We start from the raw sequence: 17850 nt of genomic DNA on the forward strand, positions 1-17850 counted from the left end.
CGACGGCATGTCGTTGAAGAGCCTCGGGTTGATCGAAAACTGGCCGGTTCCCACCGCTGCGGCGGGTGTCGTGCGGGCGGACGGCGCGGTGCTGGGCACCCACGGGCCGGTCGGGCAGCGGTTTCCGCTGGCTTCGGTCACCAAGCCGCTCGCCGCGTACGCCGCGCTCGTCGCCTACGAGGAGGGCGCGGTGGAGCTCGACGAGCCCGCCGGGCCGGCCGGGTCGACGGTCCGTCACCTCCTCGCGCACACCTCGGGGCTGGCCTTCGACGAACACCGCGTGACGGCGCCTCCCGGTGAGCGGCGGCTGTACTCCAACGCCGGGTTCGAGCAGCTCGGCGACCACATCGCCAAGGCGACGGACATCCCGTTCGCGGAGTACCTGCGGCAGGCGGTGCTGGAGCCTCTCGGCATGACCGGAACCTCACTGGAGGGCTCCCCCGCGAAGGACGGCGTGTCGACGGTCGAGGACCTGTTGAGGTTCGCCGCGGAGGTGCAGGCGCCGCGGCTGCTGGACCCGCGGACGGTCGCCGAGGCGATGACCGTCCAGTACCCGGGCACGAAGGGCGTCCTGCCCGGCTACGGCCACCAGAACCCCAACGACTGGGGCCTCGGCTTTGAGATCCGCGCCGCCAAGTCCCCGCACTGGACGGGGTCTTCGTCCTCACCGCGCACCTTCGGACACTTCGGCCAGTCCGGTACGTTCCTGTGGATCGACCCGGACGCGGGAGTCGCCGGGGTGGCTCTGACGGACCGGGCGTTCGGGCCCTGGGCGGTCGAGGTGTGGCCGGCGTTCACGGACGCCGTGCTGGCGGAGACGCGGGGCTGACTCAGCCCATCTCCCAGAACAGCAACTCGGCGCCGACGATCCCCACCGCCTCCAGCCCCTCCGCGTCCGTGATCCGCGCCGCGTCCCCCGGCCCCAACCGCTCCGCGCCCAGTGTCACCTCACCGCGCACCACATGCGCGTACACCTGTGCCGCGTCCGGTACGGCCGTCCGCTCCCCCGGCCCCAGACGCCGTACGTGGAGCATCGCGCCGGCCTCCGGGACCGCGTAGGGGGTGGAGTCGGCGATGCCGTGCACGATCTCGTACGCGGGATCACCTCCCGGTGTCAGCGGTGACAGCCACATCTGCACGAAGGTCAGGGGGGTGTCCCCGTCGTTGCGCTCCACGTGACGGACGCCACCGGCGGAGCTCAGGCGCTGCACGTCACCGGGCCGGACCCGGGTCTCGTGCCCCGTCGAGTCGCGATGCGTGAGCTCACCCTCGACGACCCAGGTCACGATCTCGGTGTGGCTGTGCGGGTGCTCGTCGAAGCCGGCGCCCGGGGCGAGCCGCTCCTCGTTGCAGGCGATCACCGCGCCGAAGCGCAGGTTGTCCGGGTCGTAGTGGGACCCGAAGGAAAAGGCGTGGAACGACTCGATCCCGGCCTCGGCGTCCCCTCCTGGGTAGCGCTCACCGGCGCGCCGCACGTCCATCACACGACCACCGTAGACCCGCGGCCCCCGGCAAGAGCCCACCGACCCCAACTGCACCCACGCGTCGGCCGGGAGGGAGCCGCAGGGGCTCGCCGGTGGTGAGAGTGCGAACGCGCGGAGGCGCGAAGCGCTGAGCACGATCGCACTCTCGACACCGGCACAGAGCGCCCCCGGAGGCGACCGACCCATCCGGGATAAGGCAGTCTTGTCCCGTGCCCGAACCCGAAACCAACGTCAGTAAAGCCGCAGCGCACGATGCTCATTCCCACGCCGCGACCCTGAAGCGGCTGGAGAAGTCCTCCGGGAGTCTCGCCGCCCAGGCCATCGCGCGGATGGACGAGACGCTGCCGTGGTACCGGGCCATGCCCCCGGAGAACCGTTCCTGGATCGGGCTCGTCGCCCAGGCCGGTATCGCCGCGTTCACCGAGTGGTTCCGTCGCCCCGACGCCCCGCAGGCCATCTCGACGGATGTCTTCGGCACCGCGCCGCGCGAGCTGACCAGAGCCATCACCCTGCGCCAGACGGTGGAGATGGTGCGCACCACGATCGAGGTCATGGAGAGCGCGATCGACGAAGTGGCGGCGCCGGGCGACGAGAACGTGCTCCGGGAGGCGCTGCTCGTCTACGCCCGGGAGATCGCCTTCGCCACCGCGCAGGTGTACGCCCAGGCCGCCGAGGCCCGCGGCGCCTGGGACGCGCGCCTGGAGTCGCTCGTCGTCAACGCCGTGCTGAGCGGCGAGGCCGACGAGGGCGCGGTGAGCCGGGCCGCGGCCCTCGGCTGGAACGCTCCCGAGCATGTGTGCGTGGTGCTGGGCACCGCGCCCGACGGGGACAGCGAACTGACGGTCGAGGCCATCCGGCGTGCCGCGCGGCACGCCAAGCTCCAGGTGCTCACGGGGGTGCTCGGGTCACGGCTCGTGGTGATCGCGGGCGGCAGCGACAATCCGCTCGGCGTGGCCAAGTCGCTGATCGGCCCGTACGCCGCCGGTCCCGTCGTCGCGGGTCCCGTGGTGCCCGATCTGCTGGCCGCGACGCGGTCCGCGCAGGCCGCCGCGGCCGGGCTCAAGGCGTGTTCGGCCTGGCAGGACGCCCCGCGGCCGGTGCTGTCGGACGATCTCCTGCCGGAGCGCGCGATCGCCGGTGACCCGAGCGCCCGCGAGCAGTTGGTGGAGGAGATCTACAGACCGCTGGAGGAGGCCGGTTCGGCGCTCCTCGAAACACTCTCCGTCTATCTCGAACAGGCGAGCAGTCTGGAGGGCGCGGCGCGGATGCTGTTCGTCCATCCCAACACCGTGCGCTACCGGCTTCGACGTGTGACTGACGTCACCGGATGGTCACCATCCGATGTACGCTCGGCCTTCACGTTGCGGATCGCTCTGATCCTGGGGCGTCTGGCCGACGGAGATTCGCAGCCCTAGCCTTTTGTCGAGACCGCACAAAACCCCCTGCTGTTCTTCGTCCCTGTCCCCACGGGCGGCCGTGGCCGCCCTCAAGAGAGAGTGTGAGAGTGCTCGTACTCGTCGCTCCCGGCCAGGGCGCCCAGACGCCCGGCTTCCTGACCCCATGGCTCGACCTCCCCGGCGCCGCCGACCGCGTCGCCGCCTGGTCGGACGCCATCGGTCTCGACCTCGCCCACTACGGCACCCAGGCCGACGCCGACGCGATCCGCGACACGGCGGTGGCCCAGCCCCTCCTCGTCGCCGCCGGCCTGCTGTCGGCTTCGGCGCTCGGCGAGGTCGTTCCCGGCGCCGTCGCCGGTCACAGCGTCGGTGAGATCACCGCGGCCGCCTTCGCGGGCGTCCTCGACGACACCGCCGCGCTGACCCTGGTGCGCAAGCGGGGCCTGGCGATGGCCGAGGCCGCCGCGATCACCGAGACCGGCATGTCGGCGCTGCTCGGCGGTGACCCCGAGGTGACCGTCCCGCACCTGGAGAAGCTCGGCCTGACCGCGGCGAACGTCAACGGCGCGGGTCAGATCGTGGCCGCCGGGACGCTGGAGCAGCTCGCCGCGCTGGAGGCGGACAAGCCCGAGGGCGTCCGTCGTGTCGTCGCCCTGAAGGTCGCCGGCGCCTTCCACACGCGGCACATGGCGCCCGCGGTCGAGACGCTGGCCGCGGCCGCCAAGGAGCTCGCGCCCGGTGACCCGAAGGTCACCTACGTCTCCAACAAGGACGGGCAGACCGTCGCCGGCGGCGTCGAGGTCCTCGACCGGCTCGTCGGCCAGGTCGCCAACCCGGTCCGCTGGGACCTGTGCATGGAGACGTTCAAGGAGCTCGGCGTCACCGCCCTGGTGGAGGTCTGCCCCGGCGGCACGCTCACCGGGCTCGCCAAGCGGGCACTGCCCGGCGTCGCGACGCTCGCCCTGAAGACCCCCGACGACCTCGACGCCGCTCGCGAGCTCATCGCCGAGCACGCCTGAAAGGGAGCCCGAGAGCAATGTCGAAGATCAAGGCAAGCAAGGGCGCCCCGTACGCGCGCATCCTCGGCGTGGGCGGCTACCGCCCGACCCGGATCGTGCCCAACGAGGTGATCCTGGAGACGATCGACTCCTCCGACGAGTGGATCCGCTCCCGTTCGGGCATCGAGACCCGGCACTGGGCCTCCGACGAGGAGACGGTCGCCGCGATGTCGATCGAGGCGTCCGGCAAGGCCATCGCCGATGCCGGCATCACCGCCGAGCAGATCGGCGGCGTGATCGTCTCGACGGTCTCGCACTTCAAGCAGACCCCGGCCGTCGCCACCGAGATCGCCGACAAGCTGGGTACGAACAAGGCCGCCGCCTTCGACATCTCCGCCGGCTGCGCGGGCTTCGGCTACGGCCTGACGCTCGCCAAGGGCATGGTGGTGGAAGGTTCCGCCGAGTACGTGCTCGTCATCGGCGTCGAGCGGCTGTCCGACCTGACCGATCTGGAGGACCGGGCGACCGCCTTCCTGTTCGGTGACGGCGCCGGCGCGGTCGTCGTGGGCCCCTCCCAGGAGCCGGCGATCGGCCCCACGGTCTGGGGTTCCGAGGGCGACAAGTCCGAGACCATCAAGCAGACCGTGCCGTGGACGGACTACCGCGACGGCACGGTGGAGAAGTTCCCCGCGATCACCCAGGAGGGCCAGGCGGTCTTCCGCTGGGCCGTGTTCGAGATGGCGAAGGTCGCCCAGCAGGCGCTGGACGTGGCCGGAGTCGCCCCGACCGAACTGGACGTCTTCATCCCGCACCAGGCCAACGAGCGGATCATCGACTCGATGGTGAAGACCCTGAAGCTGCCGGAGAACGTCACCGTCGCCCGTGACGTCCGCACCACCGGCAACACCTCGGCCGCCTCGATCCCGCTCGCGATGGAGCGGCTCCTGGCGACCGGTGAGGCGAAGAGCGGCGACACCGCGCTCGTCATCGGATTCGGGGCGGGTCTCGTGTACGCCGCCACTGTCGTTACCCTCCCCTAGGCACTCCGTGCCGGATCATGCGGTCCGGTGCGGGACATGCACCAACCCTCCGCTCACGCGGCGGGAGCCACACCCTCTGGAACACAACGAAGGAGCGCCGACATGGCCGCCACTCAGGAAGAGATCGTCGCCGGTCTCGCCGACATCGTGAACGAGATCGCCGGCATCCCGGTTGAGGACGTCCAGCTGGACAAGTCCTTCACCGACGACCTGGACGTCGACTCGCTGTCCATGGTCGAGGTCGTCGTCGCCGCTGAGGAGCGCTTCGACGTCAAGATCCCCGACGAGGACGTCAAGAACCTCAAGACCGTCGGCGACGCGACCGACTACATCCTCAAGCACCAGGCCTGAGCAACGCTTGGGCCGGCCGCTGACCGGCCCCGCCACCCGGCGGTGGCGCCGCTGAATCCTCGTAACGTTGGAGAAAGAATCCGTGAGCCCGACCAATCGCACCGTGGTCGTCACCGGTATCGGCGCAACCACACCGCTGGGTGGCGACGCAGCCTCTACCTGGGAGGGTCTGATCGCCGGCAAGTCCGGCGTGAAGCCCTTGGAGCAGGAGTGGGCGGCCGATCAGGCCGTCCGCATCGCGGCGCCCGTCGCCGTGGAGCCCACCGAGGTCATCCCGCGGCCGCAGGCCCGCCGCCTGGACCGCTCGGCGCAGTTCGCGCTGATCGCGGCGAAGGAGGCGTGGGCCGACGCCGGTTTCACCGCTCCTGCCGGTGAGGACACTTCCGTCGACCCGGACCGGCTCGGCGCGGTCATCGCCTCCGGCATCGGCGGTGTGACCACCCTGCTCGACCAGTACGACGTGCTGAAGGAGAAGGGCGTCCGCCGTGTCTCCCCGCACACCGTCCCCATGCTCATGCCGAACGGCCCGTCCGCCAACGTGGGTCTGGCCGTGGGCGCCCGCGCGGGCGTGCACACGCCGGTCTCCGCCTGCGCGTCGGGCGCCGAGGCCATCGGCTACGCTATCGAGATGATCCGCACCGGCCGCGCCGACGTCGTCGTCGCGGGTGGCACGGAGGCGGCGATCCACCCGCTTCCGATCGCCGCGTTCGGCAACATGATGGCGATGTCCAAGAACAACGACGACCCGCAGGGCGCCTCGCGTCCCTACGACGTCGCCCGCGACGGCTTCGTCCTCGGCGAGGGCGCCGGCGTGATCGTCCTGGAGTCCGCCGAGCACGCCGCCAAGCGCGGGGCCCGCGTCTACGCGGAGGCCGTCGGCCAGGGCATCTCCGCCGACGGACACGACATCGTGCAGCCCGAGCCGGAGGGGCGCGGCATCTCGCACGCCCTGCAGAACCTGCTCGACAACACCGGCTTGAACCCGGCGGAGATCGTGCACGTCAACGCGCACGCCACCTCCACCCCGGCCGGTGACATCGCCGAGCTGAAGGCGCTGCGCAAGGTGTTCGGCGACGACACCGACCACATGGCGGTCTCGGCGACCAAGTCGATGACCGGTCACCTGCTCGGTGGCGCCGGTGGCGTCGAGTCCGTCGCGACCGTCCTCGCCCTGTACCACCGGGTGGCTCCGCCGACCATCAACGTGGAGAACCTCGACCCCGAGGCCGAGGCCAACGCCGACGTCGTCCGCGGCGAGGCGCGCAAGCTGCCCGTCGAGGGCCGTATCGCCGCCCTGAACGACTCGTTCGGGTTCGGTGGCCACAACGTGGTGCTGGCGTTCCGCTCGGTCTGAGCAACGCACGTGTGAGGGGCCCCCACCTGCTGGTGGGGGCCCCTCGTACGTGTCGCGTGCGTGTACGCGTGCGTGTCGCGTGCGTGGTTTCCGCGTGTCGGGCGTGGATCACACGACCTGGTGCAGCCAGCGCACCGGCGCTCCCTCACCCGCGTACCTGAACGGCTCCAGTTCGTCGTCCCAGGGCTTGCCGAGCAGCTTGGACAGCTCGGCCTCCAGGTCCGTCTCCCCGCGCTGGCTGCGGAGCAGGGCCGCGCGCAGGCGGTCCTCGGGGATGAGGATGTCGCCGTGGATGCCGGTGACGGCGTGGAAGATGCCCAGGTCGGGGGTGCAGCTGTAGCGCTCGCCCTCGGCGGTGGGGCAGGGTTCGGCGGTCACCTCGAAGCGCAGGAGGTGCCAGCCGCGCAGCGCGGAGGCGAGTTTGGAGGCGGTGCCGGCCTGGCCCTGCCAGGAGAACTCCGAGCGCCAGGTGCCGGAGGCCGCGGGCTGCCGGATCCAGTCGAGGTTGACGCGCGTGCCGAGCACCCCGGCGATGGCCCACTCGACGTGCGGGCACAGCGCGCGCGGCGCGGAGTGCACGTACAGAACTCCACGTGTCGTCACCGGAACCTCCGGGCAGAGCGGGACATCTTGCTACTGGTCTGGTCGGCAGTGGCGTGGGGGCCACGTTGATGGCGAGGCTACCGTGCGGCGGCGCAAGGAGTGTGACGTACCGTCGGTCCCAGCGCCGCGAAACGCCTGCCATTCACCCGGCAGGACGCCTGTAAGGGTGTGAAGCGTTCCATCTTGTGCGGCGCTTTGTGTGCGGGCGGGAACCCTCGCGCGTTGTTATGGAGGGGAGCGCGGCGCGACCCGTGTCGGACGACCGAGGGGATCACCAGGGAATGCGGAAGCGAAGCCACCGGGCGCGGGCCGTTCTCGCCGTGACGACGACGGCCGTCCTGGGCGTCGCGGGGTGCGACGTCGTCGGTGGCTCCTCGGGGCCGTCCGGCACGAAGGCGAAGCCGTCGCCGAGCCGGACGTCGGTGTGGGACAGCAGCCCGGCGTCGGTGGCGGCCGTGGGGGATTCGATCACGCGTGGCTTCGACGCCTGCGCGATTCTGACGGACTGTCCCGAGGTGTCGTGGGCGACCGGAAACAGCCCCCGGGTGGACAGTCTGGCGGTGCGGCTGCTGGGGAAGTCGAAGGCGGCCACGCACAGCTGGAACTACGCGGTGACGGGGGCCCGGATGGCGGACCTGCCCGGGCAGATGACGCGGGCCGTGCGGCGAAAGCCGCAGCTGGTGGCAGTGATGGCGGGAGCCAACGACGCCTGCCGGAAGACCACGTCGGCGATGACGTCCATCGCCGATTTCCGCGCGCAGTTCGAGCAGGCGATGAGCACCCTGCGCGGATCTCTGCCCAAGGCTCAGGTGTATGTGGCGAGCGTGCCGGACCTCAAGCGGCTGTGGTCGCAAGGGCGTACGAACGCGTTGGGCAAGCAGGTGTGGAAGCTGGGCATCTGCCCGTCGATGCTGGGCGACGCGGACGCCGTGAACGCGGCGGCGACCCAGCGGCGGGACACCGTGCAGAAGCGGGTGGAGGACTACAACAAGGTGCTGCGGGAGGTGTGCGCGAAGGACCGGCGGTGTCGTTTCGACGACGACGCGGTGTACGACTACCGCTTCGGCACCGACCAGCTGAGTCACTGGGACTGGTTCCACCCCAGTGTGAACGGACAGTCCAGGTTGGCCGAGATCGCGTACCGCACGGTCACGGCCAAGGAGGAGTGACTTAGAGTTCCGAACATGAACGAACTCTTCGGCACACTTTCCGACGGCACTCCGGTGCACCGCTGGACCTTGGAGCGAGCGGGCGTTCGAGTACGCATCCTGTCGTACGGCGGGATCGTGCAGTCGGCGGAGGTCCCGGACCGGGACGGCCGGGTCGGGAACGTGGTGCTGGGGTTCGCGGACCTCGACGGTTACCTCACGCATCCGGGGCCGTATCTGGGCGCCCTGGTCGGCAGGTACGCCAACCGGATCGGCGGGGCCCGCTTCGAGCTGGACGGGCGGACGTACACCCTCGCGACGAACAACGGGCCGAACTCGCTGCACGGCGGGGAGCGCGGATTCGACAAACGGGTGTGGGACGCGGCGCCGGTGGAACACGGGGTGCGGCTGAGCCTGGTCAGCGAGGACGGCGAGGAGGGCTTCCCGGGCCGCCTCGAGGTGTCGGTGACGTACACGCTGGACGCGTCCGGTGCGCTGCGGATCGCCTACGAGGCCGTCACGGACGCCCCGACCGTGGTGAACCTGACCAACCACAGCTACTTCCGGCTGTGTGATTCCGGGAACACCATCGGCCACGAGCTGCGCCTGGCCGCCTCCCGGTACACGCCGGTCGACACGGATCTGATCCCGACGGGCGAGATCGTGGACGTGACGGGGACACCGTTCGACTTCCGCAGGGCGCGCAGGACCGGCTACGGGTACGACAACAACTTCGCGCTGGACAAGGGCGTCACCGACACGCCGGTCGAGGTGGCCGAGCTGTACGACCCCACGTCGGGGCGGGTGCTGGGCGTGGCGACGACCGAGCCGGGCATCCAGGTGTACACCGCCGACGGTCTGGGCGAACCCTTCGAGCCGTGCGAGGGCATCGCGCTGGAGACACAGCACTTCCCCGACTCCCCCAACCGCCCGGAGTTCCCCAGCACCGAGCTGCGCCCGGGGGATGTGTACCGCTCGGAGACGGTGTACTCGTTCTCGGCACGGTAGGACGCCTCAGCGGTCCTCGCACAGCGGACCCACAGGTACGAGCCCCGGTCCGGCGTCAGGTTCCGAACCGGGGCAGGTACGTGCACCAGACGTTAGGCGTCGTGGCGCTCGTCCGTCTCACGATCGAGCATCCGATCCGCGTTTTATACGAACCCTTCACAAAAGACCATGAATTGGTCTCCCCTACTCTCCCCTACTGGCCCCACACGACGGCCAGCGACTTGCTCACCACGCACACCGCGGCGAAGGCGACCGCCCAGGGCAACGCCCCGGCGGCGAACAGCGCGGCGGCACCCGAACCGAACCAGGCCACTTCGAAGGCGGCCCGGCCAGCGCCCCGTGTCCTGAACCGCGCCCGCGGCGATCCGCACAGCGCCCACAGCACGATCAGCGCGGCGGGGGCGCCGAGGCCGGCCGCCCAGGTCACCGGGTTCGGCGCGTCGAGGGTGAACCCCCAGTAGGCGGCGGCCGCGAGGGCGCCCAGTTCGATGAGGAAGAGAACGCCCAGGTTGGCTGCCTTCATGGGCGCGAGTATCACCCGGCCGCGGATACCGCCGCCACCACTTCGATCTCGATGAGGGCCTCCGGCCGGAACAGACGGGACACCTCGAAGGTCATGCTGGTGGGTGGGGTGCCGGTGAGGAACTCGCCGCGGACGCACGCGTATTCGTCGAGGCGGCTGATGTCCGTCAGGCAGGTGCGGATGTTGATGACGTCGGCGAGGGTCGCGCCGTGGGCCTTCAGCAGCGCGTCGAGCGTCTCGAAGACACCTCTGCTCTGCTCGGCGAGCGTGGCACCCTCCGCTATCTGACCGGAGACGAACAACAGGGCGCCGCCGTCGGCCTGTTCGAGGCGGGCGACCTGGGAGTAGTACGGGCTGAGCGGCTGGGGTGCGGAGGCTGGGTTGTCCAGGGTGATGTGCATGCGGTCGACGCTAGGCCGGAGCTCGGGATGCGACAAGCGAATGTCTAGCATGGCTGTCATGCCGAACTCGCATGACAGGACTGAGGGATTGCCGGACCTGTCCACCGTCTGGCTGCGGGCGTTCCTGGAGGTCGCCCGGGCGGAGTCCTTCACGGTGGCCGCGCGGACACTCGGGTGGACACAGTCGGCGGTGTCCCGGCAGATCTCCTCGCTGGAGAGCGCCCTGGGCGGCACCCCGCTCTTCGACCGGCTGCCGCGGGGTGTCCGGCTGACGGAGGCCGGCCGGATTCTGGTGCCGCACGCGCGGGCCGTGGCCGGGGCGCTGCGCGAGGCCGGGGACGAACTGGCGGCCCTGCGCGTGGGAACCGGCGGGCGGCTGCGGTTCGGTGCCTTCGCGACCGCCGACGCGGCCCTCGTCCCGCGGGCCCTCGCCGTCTTCCGCGCCCGCCGCCCCGGCGTCCGGGTCACCCGCGAGGAGGGCTTCACCGCCGGCCTGCTCGACCGGCTCACCGCGGGCCGTCTCGACCTGGCGGTGGTCTCCACGACGGGCCGTACCCCGCTCGACGCCTACGACCTGCACCACCTCCTCGACGAACCCCTGTACGTGGCCGTCCCGGCCGACCACGCCCTCGCCGGCCGTCCGGGCCCCGTACGCCTCGGTGAACTCGCCGACGCCGACTGGATCTCCGGCGCCCCCCGGCCGGAGGGCACCCTCCTCGACGCGGCCCTGCGTCAGGGTTTCCGGCCCCGTGTCGCCCACGTCGTGGCCGAGTGGACCGCCAAGCAGGGATACGTCGCAGCGGGCCTCGGCGTGACCCTGGTTCCGGCGCTGGCGGCGGCGTCCGTACGGCCGGACATCGCGCTGCTGCCCGTGCACGACGAGGGCGGCCCGGCGCGTGCGGTGTACGCGGCGACCGTGCGGGGGCGGTCGCTGACGACGGCGGCGGAGGCGTTCGTCGCTGCGCTGCGGGAAGCGGCGGCGAGGATTTCCGCCTGAGCCGTCAAGATCCCCACCCGCGTCACGCACCATGGCGTGGGCCGCTTCCGTCACGCGATACTGCGCACGTCCCCCCACTCCGACGGAAGGACCCAACCACCTTGCGATCCATACGAGTTCGGATCGGCGTCCTCGGACTGGCCCTGGTGGCCGGCCTCTCCGCCCCGGCCACCGCGAGCGCCGCGGAGGCGGCACCCGCGCCCACGGTCGAGGAGCAGCGCCTGGACCGGGCCGTGCCCCAGGAGATCCTCCGGCGGGCCGGGTTCGACACCGTGGCACCGGAGTTCGCCCGTGCGCTCGGCACCGCGCGCTCGTACGCACAGGCCCGCCACATCGTCGTACGGGAGGCCTCGGTGTTGTGGCGGCGGGCGGTGGACCGGGCGCAGGGGCGAGGTCCGGCGGGCGGGGACCTCAGCCGGGACGACGACCGGCCGCTGTACTGGGCGCGGCTGGGGATGACTCGCGAAGTTCGGCTCTGGGAGCCGAAGTTCGGCCTCGGCGAAGCGCGACGGGCGGGACTGCTGGACGCGTTGGAACAGGCTTCCCGCGGGCAGACCTCCATCCGGTACGCGGCCGGCGTCCGGCGTGTCCTCGTCACCGGCTTCGATCCGTTCACGCTGGACCGGGACGTACGGATCTCCAACCCGTCCGGGGCCAGTGCGCTCGCCCTCGACGGCACGGTGATCGAGACGGAGCGGGGTCCGGCACGGGTGGAGACCGCCGTGTTCCCGGTGCGGTGGGCGGACTTCACCCGGGGGACGGTGGAGCGGACGCTACGGCCGTATCTGCCGGAGGTGGACCTGTTCACGACCGTGAGCCAGGGGCGGGTCGGGCGCTTCGACGTGGAGCGGACCAACGGGGCGTGGCGGGGTGGCTTCGGGGACAACGACAACATCGGGCCGACGGAGACGATCCCGGTGACCGACCCGGCCTCGCAGCCGCAGTGGACGACCACGACCCTGCCGTACTCGAAGATCGTGGCGGCGGACACCGGGCGGTTCCCGGTGTACGACAACACGAGCGTGACCGAGATCCCGGCGGGAGGGACGCAGGCCGTCGTACGGCCGGAGGGGCCGACGCCCGGATCGACCGCGCGGGCGGGCGGCGGCGGGGACTATCTCTCCAACGAGATCGCCTACCGGGCGACGCTGCTGCGGGACCGGCTCGGGCTGCGTGATGTGGTGCCGGGTGGGCATGTGCACACCCCCGTGCTGCAGTTCGGGGCGGGCAACACCACCCAGGTGACCGACCCCGAGTTCGTGCGGAATCGGCTGGACATCATCGCGCAGGTGCGGTCGATCCTGGTGACCGCGGTGGAGGGTGCGGGTTCCTGAGAGCCCTCAGCCGGAGTGACCGGGGCCGGCGCCGAAGGGCTCGGGCTGGTCCTGGCCGTCCTCGTCGCCGTCCTCCTCGGTCTCCTCGCCCAGCAGGTCCCGCGCCAGCAGCGTCGCGCCCGCCACCGCGCCCGGCATCAGGAAGACCGCGACGAGGGGGACGAGGAAGGCCAGGCCCAGGGGGGTGCCGAAGCCCCAGACGAGGGTCTTGCGGGCACGCAGGAGAGTGAGGCGTTCGCGGAGTTCGACGCCTCGGCGCTGGAGGGCGACGGCGGTGAGTTCCTCGGTGAGGAAGAACCCCGTGACGAAGAAGCCGAGCACCGGGACGACGGTCTGGCCGACGAACGGGACGAAGCCGAGGGCGAAGAGCAGGACCGCCCAGAGCAGGGCCCGGACGACGATGCGCAGGCTGTCGCACGCCGAGATCCACAGTTCGCGCCAGAGCGGCAGGCCCGACTCGGGAGCCGTGCCGTCGGGGGACACGTCGCGGTCGACCTTCTCGGAGAGGTTCTCGTAGAAGGGCTGGCCGATGAGGAGCGTGACCGCGGTGAAGGTCAGCACGGAGAGGAGGAGGGCGAGCGCGAACAGGACGACGGTGAGGAAGCCGCGGAAGAGACCGATCCAGGGGCTCGACCAGTCGTCGGCGAACGGGGTCGTCCAGGCGACGAAGTCCTCGCCCCACAACGCGAGCGCCACCAGCGCCCCCGCGTAGAGGACCAGGGTGATCAGGCCGGGGACGAGCCCGAAACCGTACTGCTTGCCGTGCCGGGCCACCCATCGTTGGCCCTTCAGCAGATAACCGAAACCAACCCCGAGATCACGCATGGCCGAACTCTATCGGGGGAGGGCTGAGTCGAACGGACGCACCTCGCCGTACCGATCATCAGCAGGGGTGGTGTCGCGGTGCGCCCACCAGGGCACACGCGCACAGCGGCTGAAGTTGAGGAGAGCGGATGGCACAGGAGATCCAGGGCACCGTCGCCGACGGCTACGAGACCGTGCGGGAGGAGTTCGCCGCCTTCGTGGCCAGTGAACGGCCGGATTACGAGGGTCAGTTGAGCGCGTTCGTGCGGGGCCGCCCGGTCGTGGACCTGTGGGCCGGGGACGGCGTCGACGCGGGTTCCCTGTACGGCGTGTACTCGTCCACCAAGGGTGCCGCCCATCTCGTGGTCGCGCTGCTCGTGCAGGACGGCACGCTGGAACTCGACCGCAAAGTGACCTACTACTGGCCCGAGTTCGGCACCGAGGGCAAGGGTGCCCTGACCCTGCGCGAGCTGCTCGCGCACCGGGCCGGGCTGGTCGGCACGGACACCGGGTTCTCGGCGGCCGAGCTCGCCGACGACCGGCAGATCGCCGAACGCCTGGCCGACCAGCGGCCGTTCTGGCGTCCTGGCACGGCGTTCGGCTATCACGCGCTGGTCATCGGCGCGCTCACCGGCGAGGTGGTACGGCGGGCCACGGGACGTACGCTCCAGGAGGTGTACGAGGAGCGGATCCGGGCCCCCTACGGGCTGGACTTCTTCCTCGGGCTGCCGGCCGCGCACGAGCCGCGCTTCCGTCCGGTGCAGCCGATGGAGCCGACCGCCAAGCAGCAGGCACTGCTGGACTCCCTGCCGTCGGGGCCGCACACCCTCGCGTCCATCGCCTTCAACGGGCACACCGACGATCCCACCGACCTGGTCGACCTGCCCAACGACCGCACGGTCCGGGCGAAGGGCCCGGCGTCGGTGGGCGGGGTGGCCTCCGCGCGCGGGCTCGCCGGGATGTACGCGGCGGCGATCAGTGAGGTCGACGGGAAGGCGCCGCTGCTGAAGGAGGACACGACGGCGGAGTTCGGGCAGCTCCACTCCGTGGGGTACGACCTGGTGGCCCGTACGCACAAGTCGTACGGGCTGGGCTTCCAGGCGACCGCCGACGCGTGGCACCCGTTCCTGGGCGCGGGGACGTTCGGGCACAGCGGGGCCGGGGGCAGCCAGGCTTTCGCTGATCCGCGCAGTGGGCTGGCGTACGGGTACACAAGGCGCCGCAACGCCTTCCCCGGCGGGGCCGCGCCGGAGAACGACCGGTTGGCGGCGGCTGTGCACAGGGCCGCGCTGGCGAGCTGACTCCCGCGAACGCGAAGGCCGCGCCCCGAGTCCTGGAACTCAAGGACGCGGGGTGCGGCCTTCTCGGGCTGCGGCGGAGCCTAGAGCTTGACGATCATCTTGCCCGTGTTGTCGCCGCGCAGGACGCCGAGGAAGGCCTCCAGGTTGTTCTCGATGCCCTCGACGACCGTCTCGCGGTACTTGAGCGCGCCCGAGGCGACCCAGGGGCCGACCTCCTGGACGAACTGGGGCTGGAGGTCGTAGTGGTCGCCGACCAGCAAGCCCTCGATGCGGCCGCGGGTCTGGATGAGGCGGGCCAGGTTCTTCGGGCCGGGGGCGGGCTCGGTGTTGTTGTAGACGGAGATCATGCCGCAGATCGCGATGCGGCCCTTCTCGTTGAGGGCGCCGATCGCGGCCTCGAGGTGGTCGCCGCCGACATTGTCGAAGTAGACGTCCACACCGTCGGGCGCGGCCTCGCGCAGCTGCTCGCTGACGGAGCCGTTCTTGTAGTTGAAGGCCGCGTCGAAGCCGTACTCCTCGACGAGGAGCTTGACCTTCTCGTCCGAGCCGGCCGAGCCGATGACCCGGGAGGCGCCCTTGAGCTTGGCGATCTGGCCGACCTGGCCGCCGACCGCGCCGGCCGCGCCGGAGACGAAGACGGAGTCGCCCTCCTTGAAGGAGGCGGTGCGCAGCAGACCGGCGTAGGCGGTGAGGCCGGTCATGCCGAGGACGCCGAGGTACGTCGACAGCGGCGCGGCCTCGGGGTCGACCTTGACGGCGTTCTTCGCGTCCACCGCCGCGTACTCGCGCCAGCCGAAGAAGTGCAGCACGTGGTCGCCGACGGCGATGCCCTCGGCGTTGGAGGCGACGACCTCACCGACGGCGCCGCCCTGCATGACCTTGCCGAGCTCGAAGGGGGCGACATAGGACTTGGCGGCGCTCATGCGGCCCCGCATGTAGGGGTCGACGGAGAGGTACTTGTTCCGCACCAGCACCTGACCCTCGCCCGGCGTGGGTGCCTCCGCCTCGACCAGGGCGAAGTCCTCCGGCTTCGGCCAGCCGACGGGACGGCTGAGCAGGTGCCACTCGCGGTTGATCATGACTACAGCCTTTCACTTACTTCAGTCATTTACTTCAGTACCTGAAACAACCATGCTCCTGAATATTTCAGGTTGTCAAGTAAACGGGTACCCTGGATCGCATGGTCACACCACAGCAGACCCGCCGACCCGATGCTCTGACCCTGGAAGTCGTCGAGCTGATCGGGGAGGTCGTGGCCCGCTACTACGAGGACTACGAGGAAGCGGCCGCCGACCACACCCTCACCGGGGCGCAGGCCCGGCTGCTCAGCCTGCTCTCCCTGGAGCCGCTGCCGATGCGCAAGCTGGCGCAGAGGCTGAAGTGCGAGCCGTCGAACGTGACGGGGATCGTGGACCGCCTGGAGTCGCGCGGTCTGGTCGAGCGCCGTCCGGACCCGGCCGACCGCCGGGTGAAGGTCGCGGCGGCGACGGACGAGGGGCGCCGGGTGGCCCGGGGCCTGCGCGAGTCGCTGCGGTTCGCGCGGGAGCCGCTGGCCGGACTGTCGGAGGAGGAGCGGTTGGTACTGCGGGGGCTGCTGGCACGGATGCTGCACGGGGGCGTCGGGTAGACGCCGGTCGGCCGACGGCTGGGCGAGACACCTAGTCGGGGACGAACTCGTACTCCACCTCGTACAAGTGCCCCGCCTTCACCATGACCGTCGCCTCGACGGGGCGCTCGCCGTCGCTGTGGACGATGCGGAGGGTGCGCAGGACGGGCGTGCTGCTGGTGAGCCGGAGTGCCTGGTACTGCTCCTGGGTCGGGATCCGGGCGGAGACCCGGTCCACGCTGCGGCGGGGCGGGTGACCGAGTGCGGCGAGGAGGGCGGCGGTGCCGCCCCTGATGCGACGGCGGTCCATCAGCGACGTGCCCCGGGCGATCTCCACCGGGTAGTAGCAGGTGACCAGTTCGGCGGGCTCGTCGTCGACCAGCAGGAGCTGACGGCGCCGTAACACCGTGCGGCCCCGGGACAGGCCGAAGGCCGCGCGGACGTCGGCGGGCGGGACGCACTCCGTGACGTCGAGGATCGTGCTGCGGGCCTGCGCGCCCCGCCCGGCCGCCTCGGTGAGCCAGCGGTAGGTCTGCCCGGGCCCGCCCGTGGCCATGGAGGCGGCGGGCCGCACCGTGCGCCGGCGGTGCTCACGGACGGTGACCGCGGCGCCCGCCCTGCCGACGGCCAGGCCCTCCTCCTTCAGCAGGTGCAACGCCTTCTGCACGGTGGCGTTCGAGGCGTCGAAACGGGCCTTGAGCTGCGCGGTGGACGGCAGACTGGCCCCCGGGGGCAGTTCTCCGCCCATGATCTCGTCCCGCAGGTCGGCCGCGATCCGCTCGTGCAGCGAACGGCGGTCGGGGGCGTCCGGTTCGGCCTTGGGCACGGGGTCACCCGATCCTGATCTCGTAGCGCAGTCTCTGCCGGAGGGCGGGCATCACCATACGGTCGGCCTGGATCGGCCGGTCGTCGCGGTCGAGGGTGATCCTGGTCAGCCGCAGGACGGGCTCGTCGGGCGCGGTCCTCAGGGTCTCGTGCTCCTCCTCGTCGGGCATGCCGGCCGTGACGTCCTCCCGGACGAGGACGCCGGCGTGCCCCAGCTCGGCGAGGAGCGTGACGGCGCCGCCGGGAATCTTTGCCGGGCGGGCGAGGGCCGTGTCGCGGGCTATACCGATCGGGTAGTACGTGTCGGTCAGTTCGGTCGGTTCCTCGTCGAGCAGGATCAGCCGCCGCCGTACGACGACCGGCTCGCCCGGCGCGATGCCGAACAGCTCGGCCACGTCCGCCGGCGCGGGTACCTCGCCCGCGTGTGCGATCCGCTGGCCGCCCCGCCGCCCCCGGGCCGCCGCCTCGGCACCCCAGGCGTCGCCCGTGCCCGACTGGCGGGGCGTCAGGTACGGCACCGACGTGCTGACCCAGCTGCTCGCGCTCAAGACGTCCTCCCGTCCGGCTCATTGGCCTTGTGTGCCCTACACGTTAGGCGACGCTCCCGAACCACTCCCATCCCCTGTACCTTTGGCCCAACCTTGCCGCTTTTCGCGAACAGAAGTACCGTGACGGC

20 protein-coding genes are annotated in these 17850 nt (G+C 71.2%); 12 read left to right on the forward strand and 8 right to left on the reverse strand.

Annotated features, from left to right (window positions below):
• The first annotated feature begins 7 nt into the window (after positions 1 to 7).
• Positions 8 to 829 (forward strand): serine hydrolase domain-containing protein, encoded by an 822-nt coding sequence (locus IG99_RS03420; RefSeq protein WP_037669458.1) that lies wholly within the window; start codon positions 8 to 10, stop codon positions 827 to 829.
• Position 830: 1 nt separating this feature from the next.
• Here the strand turns inward: IG99_RS03420 and IG99_RS03425 are convergent, their stop codons facing one another.
• On the reverse strand, positions 831 to 1481 hold the full coding sequence (locus IG99_RS03425) for a pirin family protein (RefSeq protein WP_037669460.1): 651 nt from the start codon (positions 1479 to 1481) through the stop codon (positions 831 to 833).
• Between the two features lie 212 nt (positions 1482 to 1693).
• Here IG99_RS03425 and IG99_RS03430 point away from each other — a divergent pair, with 212 nt between their 5' ends.
• The 5 genes from IG99_RS03430 (at position 1694) to fabF (ending at position 6624) form a co-directional block, all read left to right on the forward strand.
• Positions 1694 to 2899, forward strand: a complete 1206-nt coding sequence (locus tag IG99_RS03430; protein WP_037669461.1) for a PucR family transcriptional regulator — start codon at positions 1694 to 1696, stop codon at positions 2897 to 2899.
• A gap of 89 nt (positions 2900 to 2988) precedes the next feature.
• Entirely contained in the window at positions 2989 to 3900 is a 912-nt protein-coding gene (locus tag IG99_RS03435) for an ACP S-malonyltransferase (RefSeq protein WP_037669463.1), read from the forward strand.
• 17 nt (positions 3901 to 3917) lie between these two features.
• On the forward strand, positions 3918 to 4919 hold the full coding sequence (locus IG99_RS03440) for a ketoacyl-ACP synthase III (protein WP_037669466.1): 1002 nt from the start codon (positions 3918 to 3920) through the stop codon (positions 4917 to 4919).
• A gap of 102 nt (positions 4920 to 5021) precedes the next feature.
• Entirely contained in the window at positions 5022 to 5270 is a 249-nt protein-coding gene (locus IG99_RS03445; protein WP_015660680.1) for an acyl carrier protein, read from the forward strand.
• 82 nt (positions 5271 to 5352) lie between these two features.
• Entirely contained in the window at positions 5353 to 6624 is a 1272-nt protein-coding gene (gene fabF / locus IG99_RS03450; protein WP_037669469.1) for a beta-ketoacyl-ACP synthase II, read from the forward strand.
• Between the two features lie 108 nt (positions 6625 to 6732).
• Here the strand turns inward: fabF and IG99_RS03455 are convergent, their stop codons facing one another.
• On the reverse strand, positions 6733 to 7227 hold the full coding sequence (locus tag IG99_RS03455) for a DUF3145 domain-containing protein (RefSeq protein ID WP_037669470.1): 495 nt from the start codon (positions 7225 to 7227) through the stop codon (positions 6733 to 6735).
• Positions 7228 to 7508: 281 nt separating this feature from the next.
• Between IG99_RS03455 and IG99_RS03460 the strand changes: the two genes are divergently transcribed.
• Both IG99_RS03460 and IG99_RS03465 read left to right on the forward strand, forming a co-directional pair.
• Positions 7509 to 8396, forward strand: a complete 888-nt coding sequence (locus IG99_RS03460; RefSeq protein WP_037669472.1) for an SGNH/GDSL hydrolase family protein — start codon at positions 7509 to 7511, stop codon at positions 8394 to 8396.
• 15 nt (positions 8397 to 8411) lie between these two features.
• A complete protein-coding gene (locus tag IG99_RS03465; RefSeq protein ID WP_037669474.1) occupies positions 8412 to 9383 on the forward strand; it encodes an aldose epimerase family protein in 972 nt (323 codons plus the stop codon).
• Between the two features lie 193 nt (positions 9384 to 9576).
• Here IG99_RS03465 and IG99_RS03470 read toward each other — a convergent pair whose 3' ends face one another.
• Positions 9577 to 9906 (reverse strand): YrdB family protein, encoded by a 330-nt coding sequence (locus IG99_RS03470; RefSeq protein WP_037669476.1) that lies wholly within the window; start codon positions 9904 to 9906, stop codon positions 9577 to 9579.
• Between the two features lie 11 nt (positions 9907 to 9917).
• Positions 9918 to 10307, reverse strand: coding sequence for a RidA family protein (locus tag IG99_RS03475; RefSeq protein ID WP_037669478.1), 390 nt, complete (start codon positions 10305 to 10307; stop codon positions 9918 to 9920).
• Positions 10308 to 10356: 49 nt separating this feature from the next.
• On the opposite strand from IG99_RS03475, the gene IG99_RS03480 reads away from it, so the two are divergent.
• Positions 10357 to 11304, forward strand: coding sequence for a LysR family transcriptional regulator (locus tag IG99_RS03480; RefSeq protein WP_078947505.1), 948 nt, complete (start codon positions 10357 to 10359; stop codon positions 11302 to 11304).
• Between the two features lie 101 nt (positions 11305 to 11405).
• Positions 11406 to 12638 (forward strand): pyroglutamyl-peptidase I, encoded by a 1233-nt coding sequence (locus IG99_RS03485; protein WP_037669480.1) that lies wholly within the window; start codon positions 11406 to 11408, stop codon positions 12636 to 12638.
• 6 nt (positions 12639 to 12644) lie between these two features.
• Here IG99_RS03485 and IG99_RS03490 read toward each other — a convergent pair whose 3' ends face one another.
• The gene (locus IG99_RS03490; RefSeq protein ID WP_037669482.1) at positions 12645 to 13463 is read right to left on the reverse strand and encodes an EI24 domain-containing protein; all 819 of its coding nucleotides are present in this window, start codon (positions 13461 to 13463) and stop codon (positions 12645 to 12647) included.
• A gap of 128 nt (positions 13464 to 13591) precedes the next feature.
• Here IG99_RS03490 and IG99_RS03495 point away from each other — a divergent pair, with 128 nt between their 5' ends.
• Positions 13592 to 14743, forward strand: coding sequence for an EstA family serine hydrolase (locus IG99_RS03495; RefSeq protein WP_037669484.1), 1152 nt, complete (start codon positions 13592 to 13594; stop codon positions 14741 to 14743).
• Between the two features lie 80 nt (positions 14744 to 14823).
• On the opposite strand, the gene IG99_RS03500 is transcribed toward IG99_RS03495, so the two are convergent.
• A complete protein-coding gene (locus IG99_RS03500; RefSeq protein WP_037669486.1) occupies positions 14824 to 15822 on the reverse strand; it encodes an NADP-dependent oxidoreductase in 999 nt (332 codons plus the stop codon).
• Between the two features lie 101 nt (positions 15823 to 15923).
• On the opposite strand from IG99_RS03500, the gene IG99_RS03505 reads away from it, so the two are divergent.
• Complete coding sequence (locus tag IG99_RS03505; protein ID WP_037669490.1) at positions 15924 to 16370, forward strand: MarR family winged helix-turn-helix transcriptional regulator; 447 nt, start codon at positions 15924 to 15926, stop codon at positions 16368 to 16370.
• A 31-nt stretch (positions 16371 to 16401) separates the two neighbouring features.
• Here IG99_RS03505 and IG99_RS03510 read toward each other — a convergent pair whose 3' ends face one another.
• Complete coding sequence (locus tag IG99_RS03510) at positions 16402 to 17175, reverse strand: GntR family transcriptional regulator (protein WP_037669491.1); 774 nt, start codon at positions 17173 to 17175, stop codon at positions 16402 to 16404.
• Positions 17176 to 17179: 4 nt separating this feature from the next.
• The gene (locus IG99_RS03515) at positions 17180 to 17722 is read right to left on the reverse strand and encodes a GntR family transcriptional regulator (protein WP_037669494.1); all 543 of its coding nucleotides are present in this window, start codon (positions 17720 to 17722) and stop codon (positions 17180 to 17182) included.
• Positions 17723 to 17850 lie beyond the last annotated feature (128 nt).

Source organism: Streptomyces griseus subsp. griseus (assembly GCF_000720255.1).
In the GTDB taxonomy this organism is placed as follows: Bacteria; Actinomycetota; Actinomycetes; order Streptomycetales; family Streptomycetaceae; genus Streptomyces; species Streptomyces griseus_I.

What these genes read in the sequence shown, in the direction of transcription:
- IG99_RS03500 (WP_037669486.1), bottom strand. Translation starts at nt 15,822, where the DNA reads ATGATCAACCGCGAGTGGCACCTGCTCAGCCGTCCCGTCGGCTGGCCG.
- IG99_RS03460 (WP_037669472.1), top strand. Translation starts at nt 7,509, where the DNA reads ATGCGGAAGCGAAGCCACCGGGCGCGGGCCGTTCTCGCCGTGACGACG.
- IG99_RS03465 (WP_037669474.1), top strand. Translation starts at nt 8,412, where the DNA reads ATGAACGAACTCTTCGGCACACTTTCCGACGGCACTCCGGTGCACCGC.
- IG99_RS03505 (WP_037669490.1), top strand. Translation starts at nt 15,924, where the DNA reads ATGGTCACACCACAGCAGACCCGCCGACCCGATGCTCTGACCCTGGAA.
- IG99_RS03475 (WP_037669478.1), bottom strand. Translation starts at nt 10,307, where the DNA reads ATGCACATCACCCTGGACAACCCAGCCTCCGCACCCCAGCCGCTCAGC.
- IG99_RS03495 (WP_037669484.1), top strand. Translation starts at nt 13,592, where the DNA reads ATGGCACAGGAGATCCAGGGCACCGTCGCCGACGGCTACGAGACCGTG.
- IG99_RS03445 (WP_015660680.1), top strand. Translation starts at nt 5,022, where the DNA reads ATGGCCGCCACTCAGGAAGAGATCGTCGCCGGTCTCGCCGACATCGTG.
- IG99_RS03440 (WP_037669466.1), top strand. Translation starts at nt 3,918, where the DNA reads ATGTCGAAGATCAAGGCAAGCAAGGGCGCCCCGTACGCGCGCATCCTC.
- IG99_RS03425 (WP_037669460.1), bottom strand. Translation starts at nt 1,481, where the DNA reads ATGGACGTGCGGCGCGCCGGTGAGCGCTACCCAGGAGGGGACGCCGAG.
- IG99_RS03490 (WP_037669482.1), bottom strand. Translation starts at nt 13,463, where the DNA reads ATGCGTGATCTCGGGGTTGGTTTCGGTTATCTGCTGAAGGGCCAACGA.
- IG99_RS03420 (WP_037669458.1), top strand. Translation starts at nt 8, where the DNA reads ATGTCGTTGAAGAGCCTCGGGTTGATCGAAAACTGGCCGGTTCCCACC.
- IG99_RS03480 (WP_078947505.1), top strand. Translation starts at nt 10,357, where the DNA reads ATGGCTGTCATGCCGAACTCGCATGACAGGACTGAGGGATTGCCGGAC.
- IG99_RS03470 (WP_037669476.1), bottom strand. Translation starts at nt 9,906, where the DNA reads ATGAAGGCAGCCAACCTGGGCGTTCTCTTCCTCATCGAACTGGGCGCC.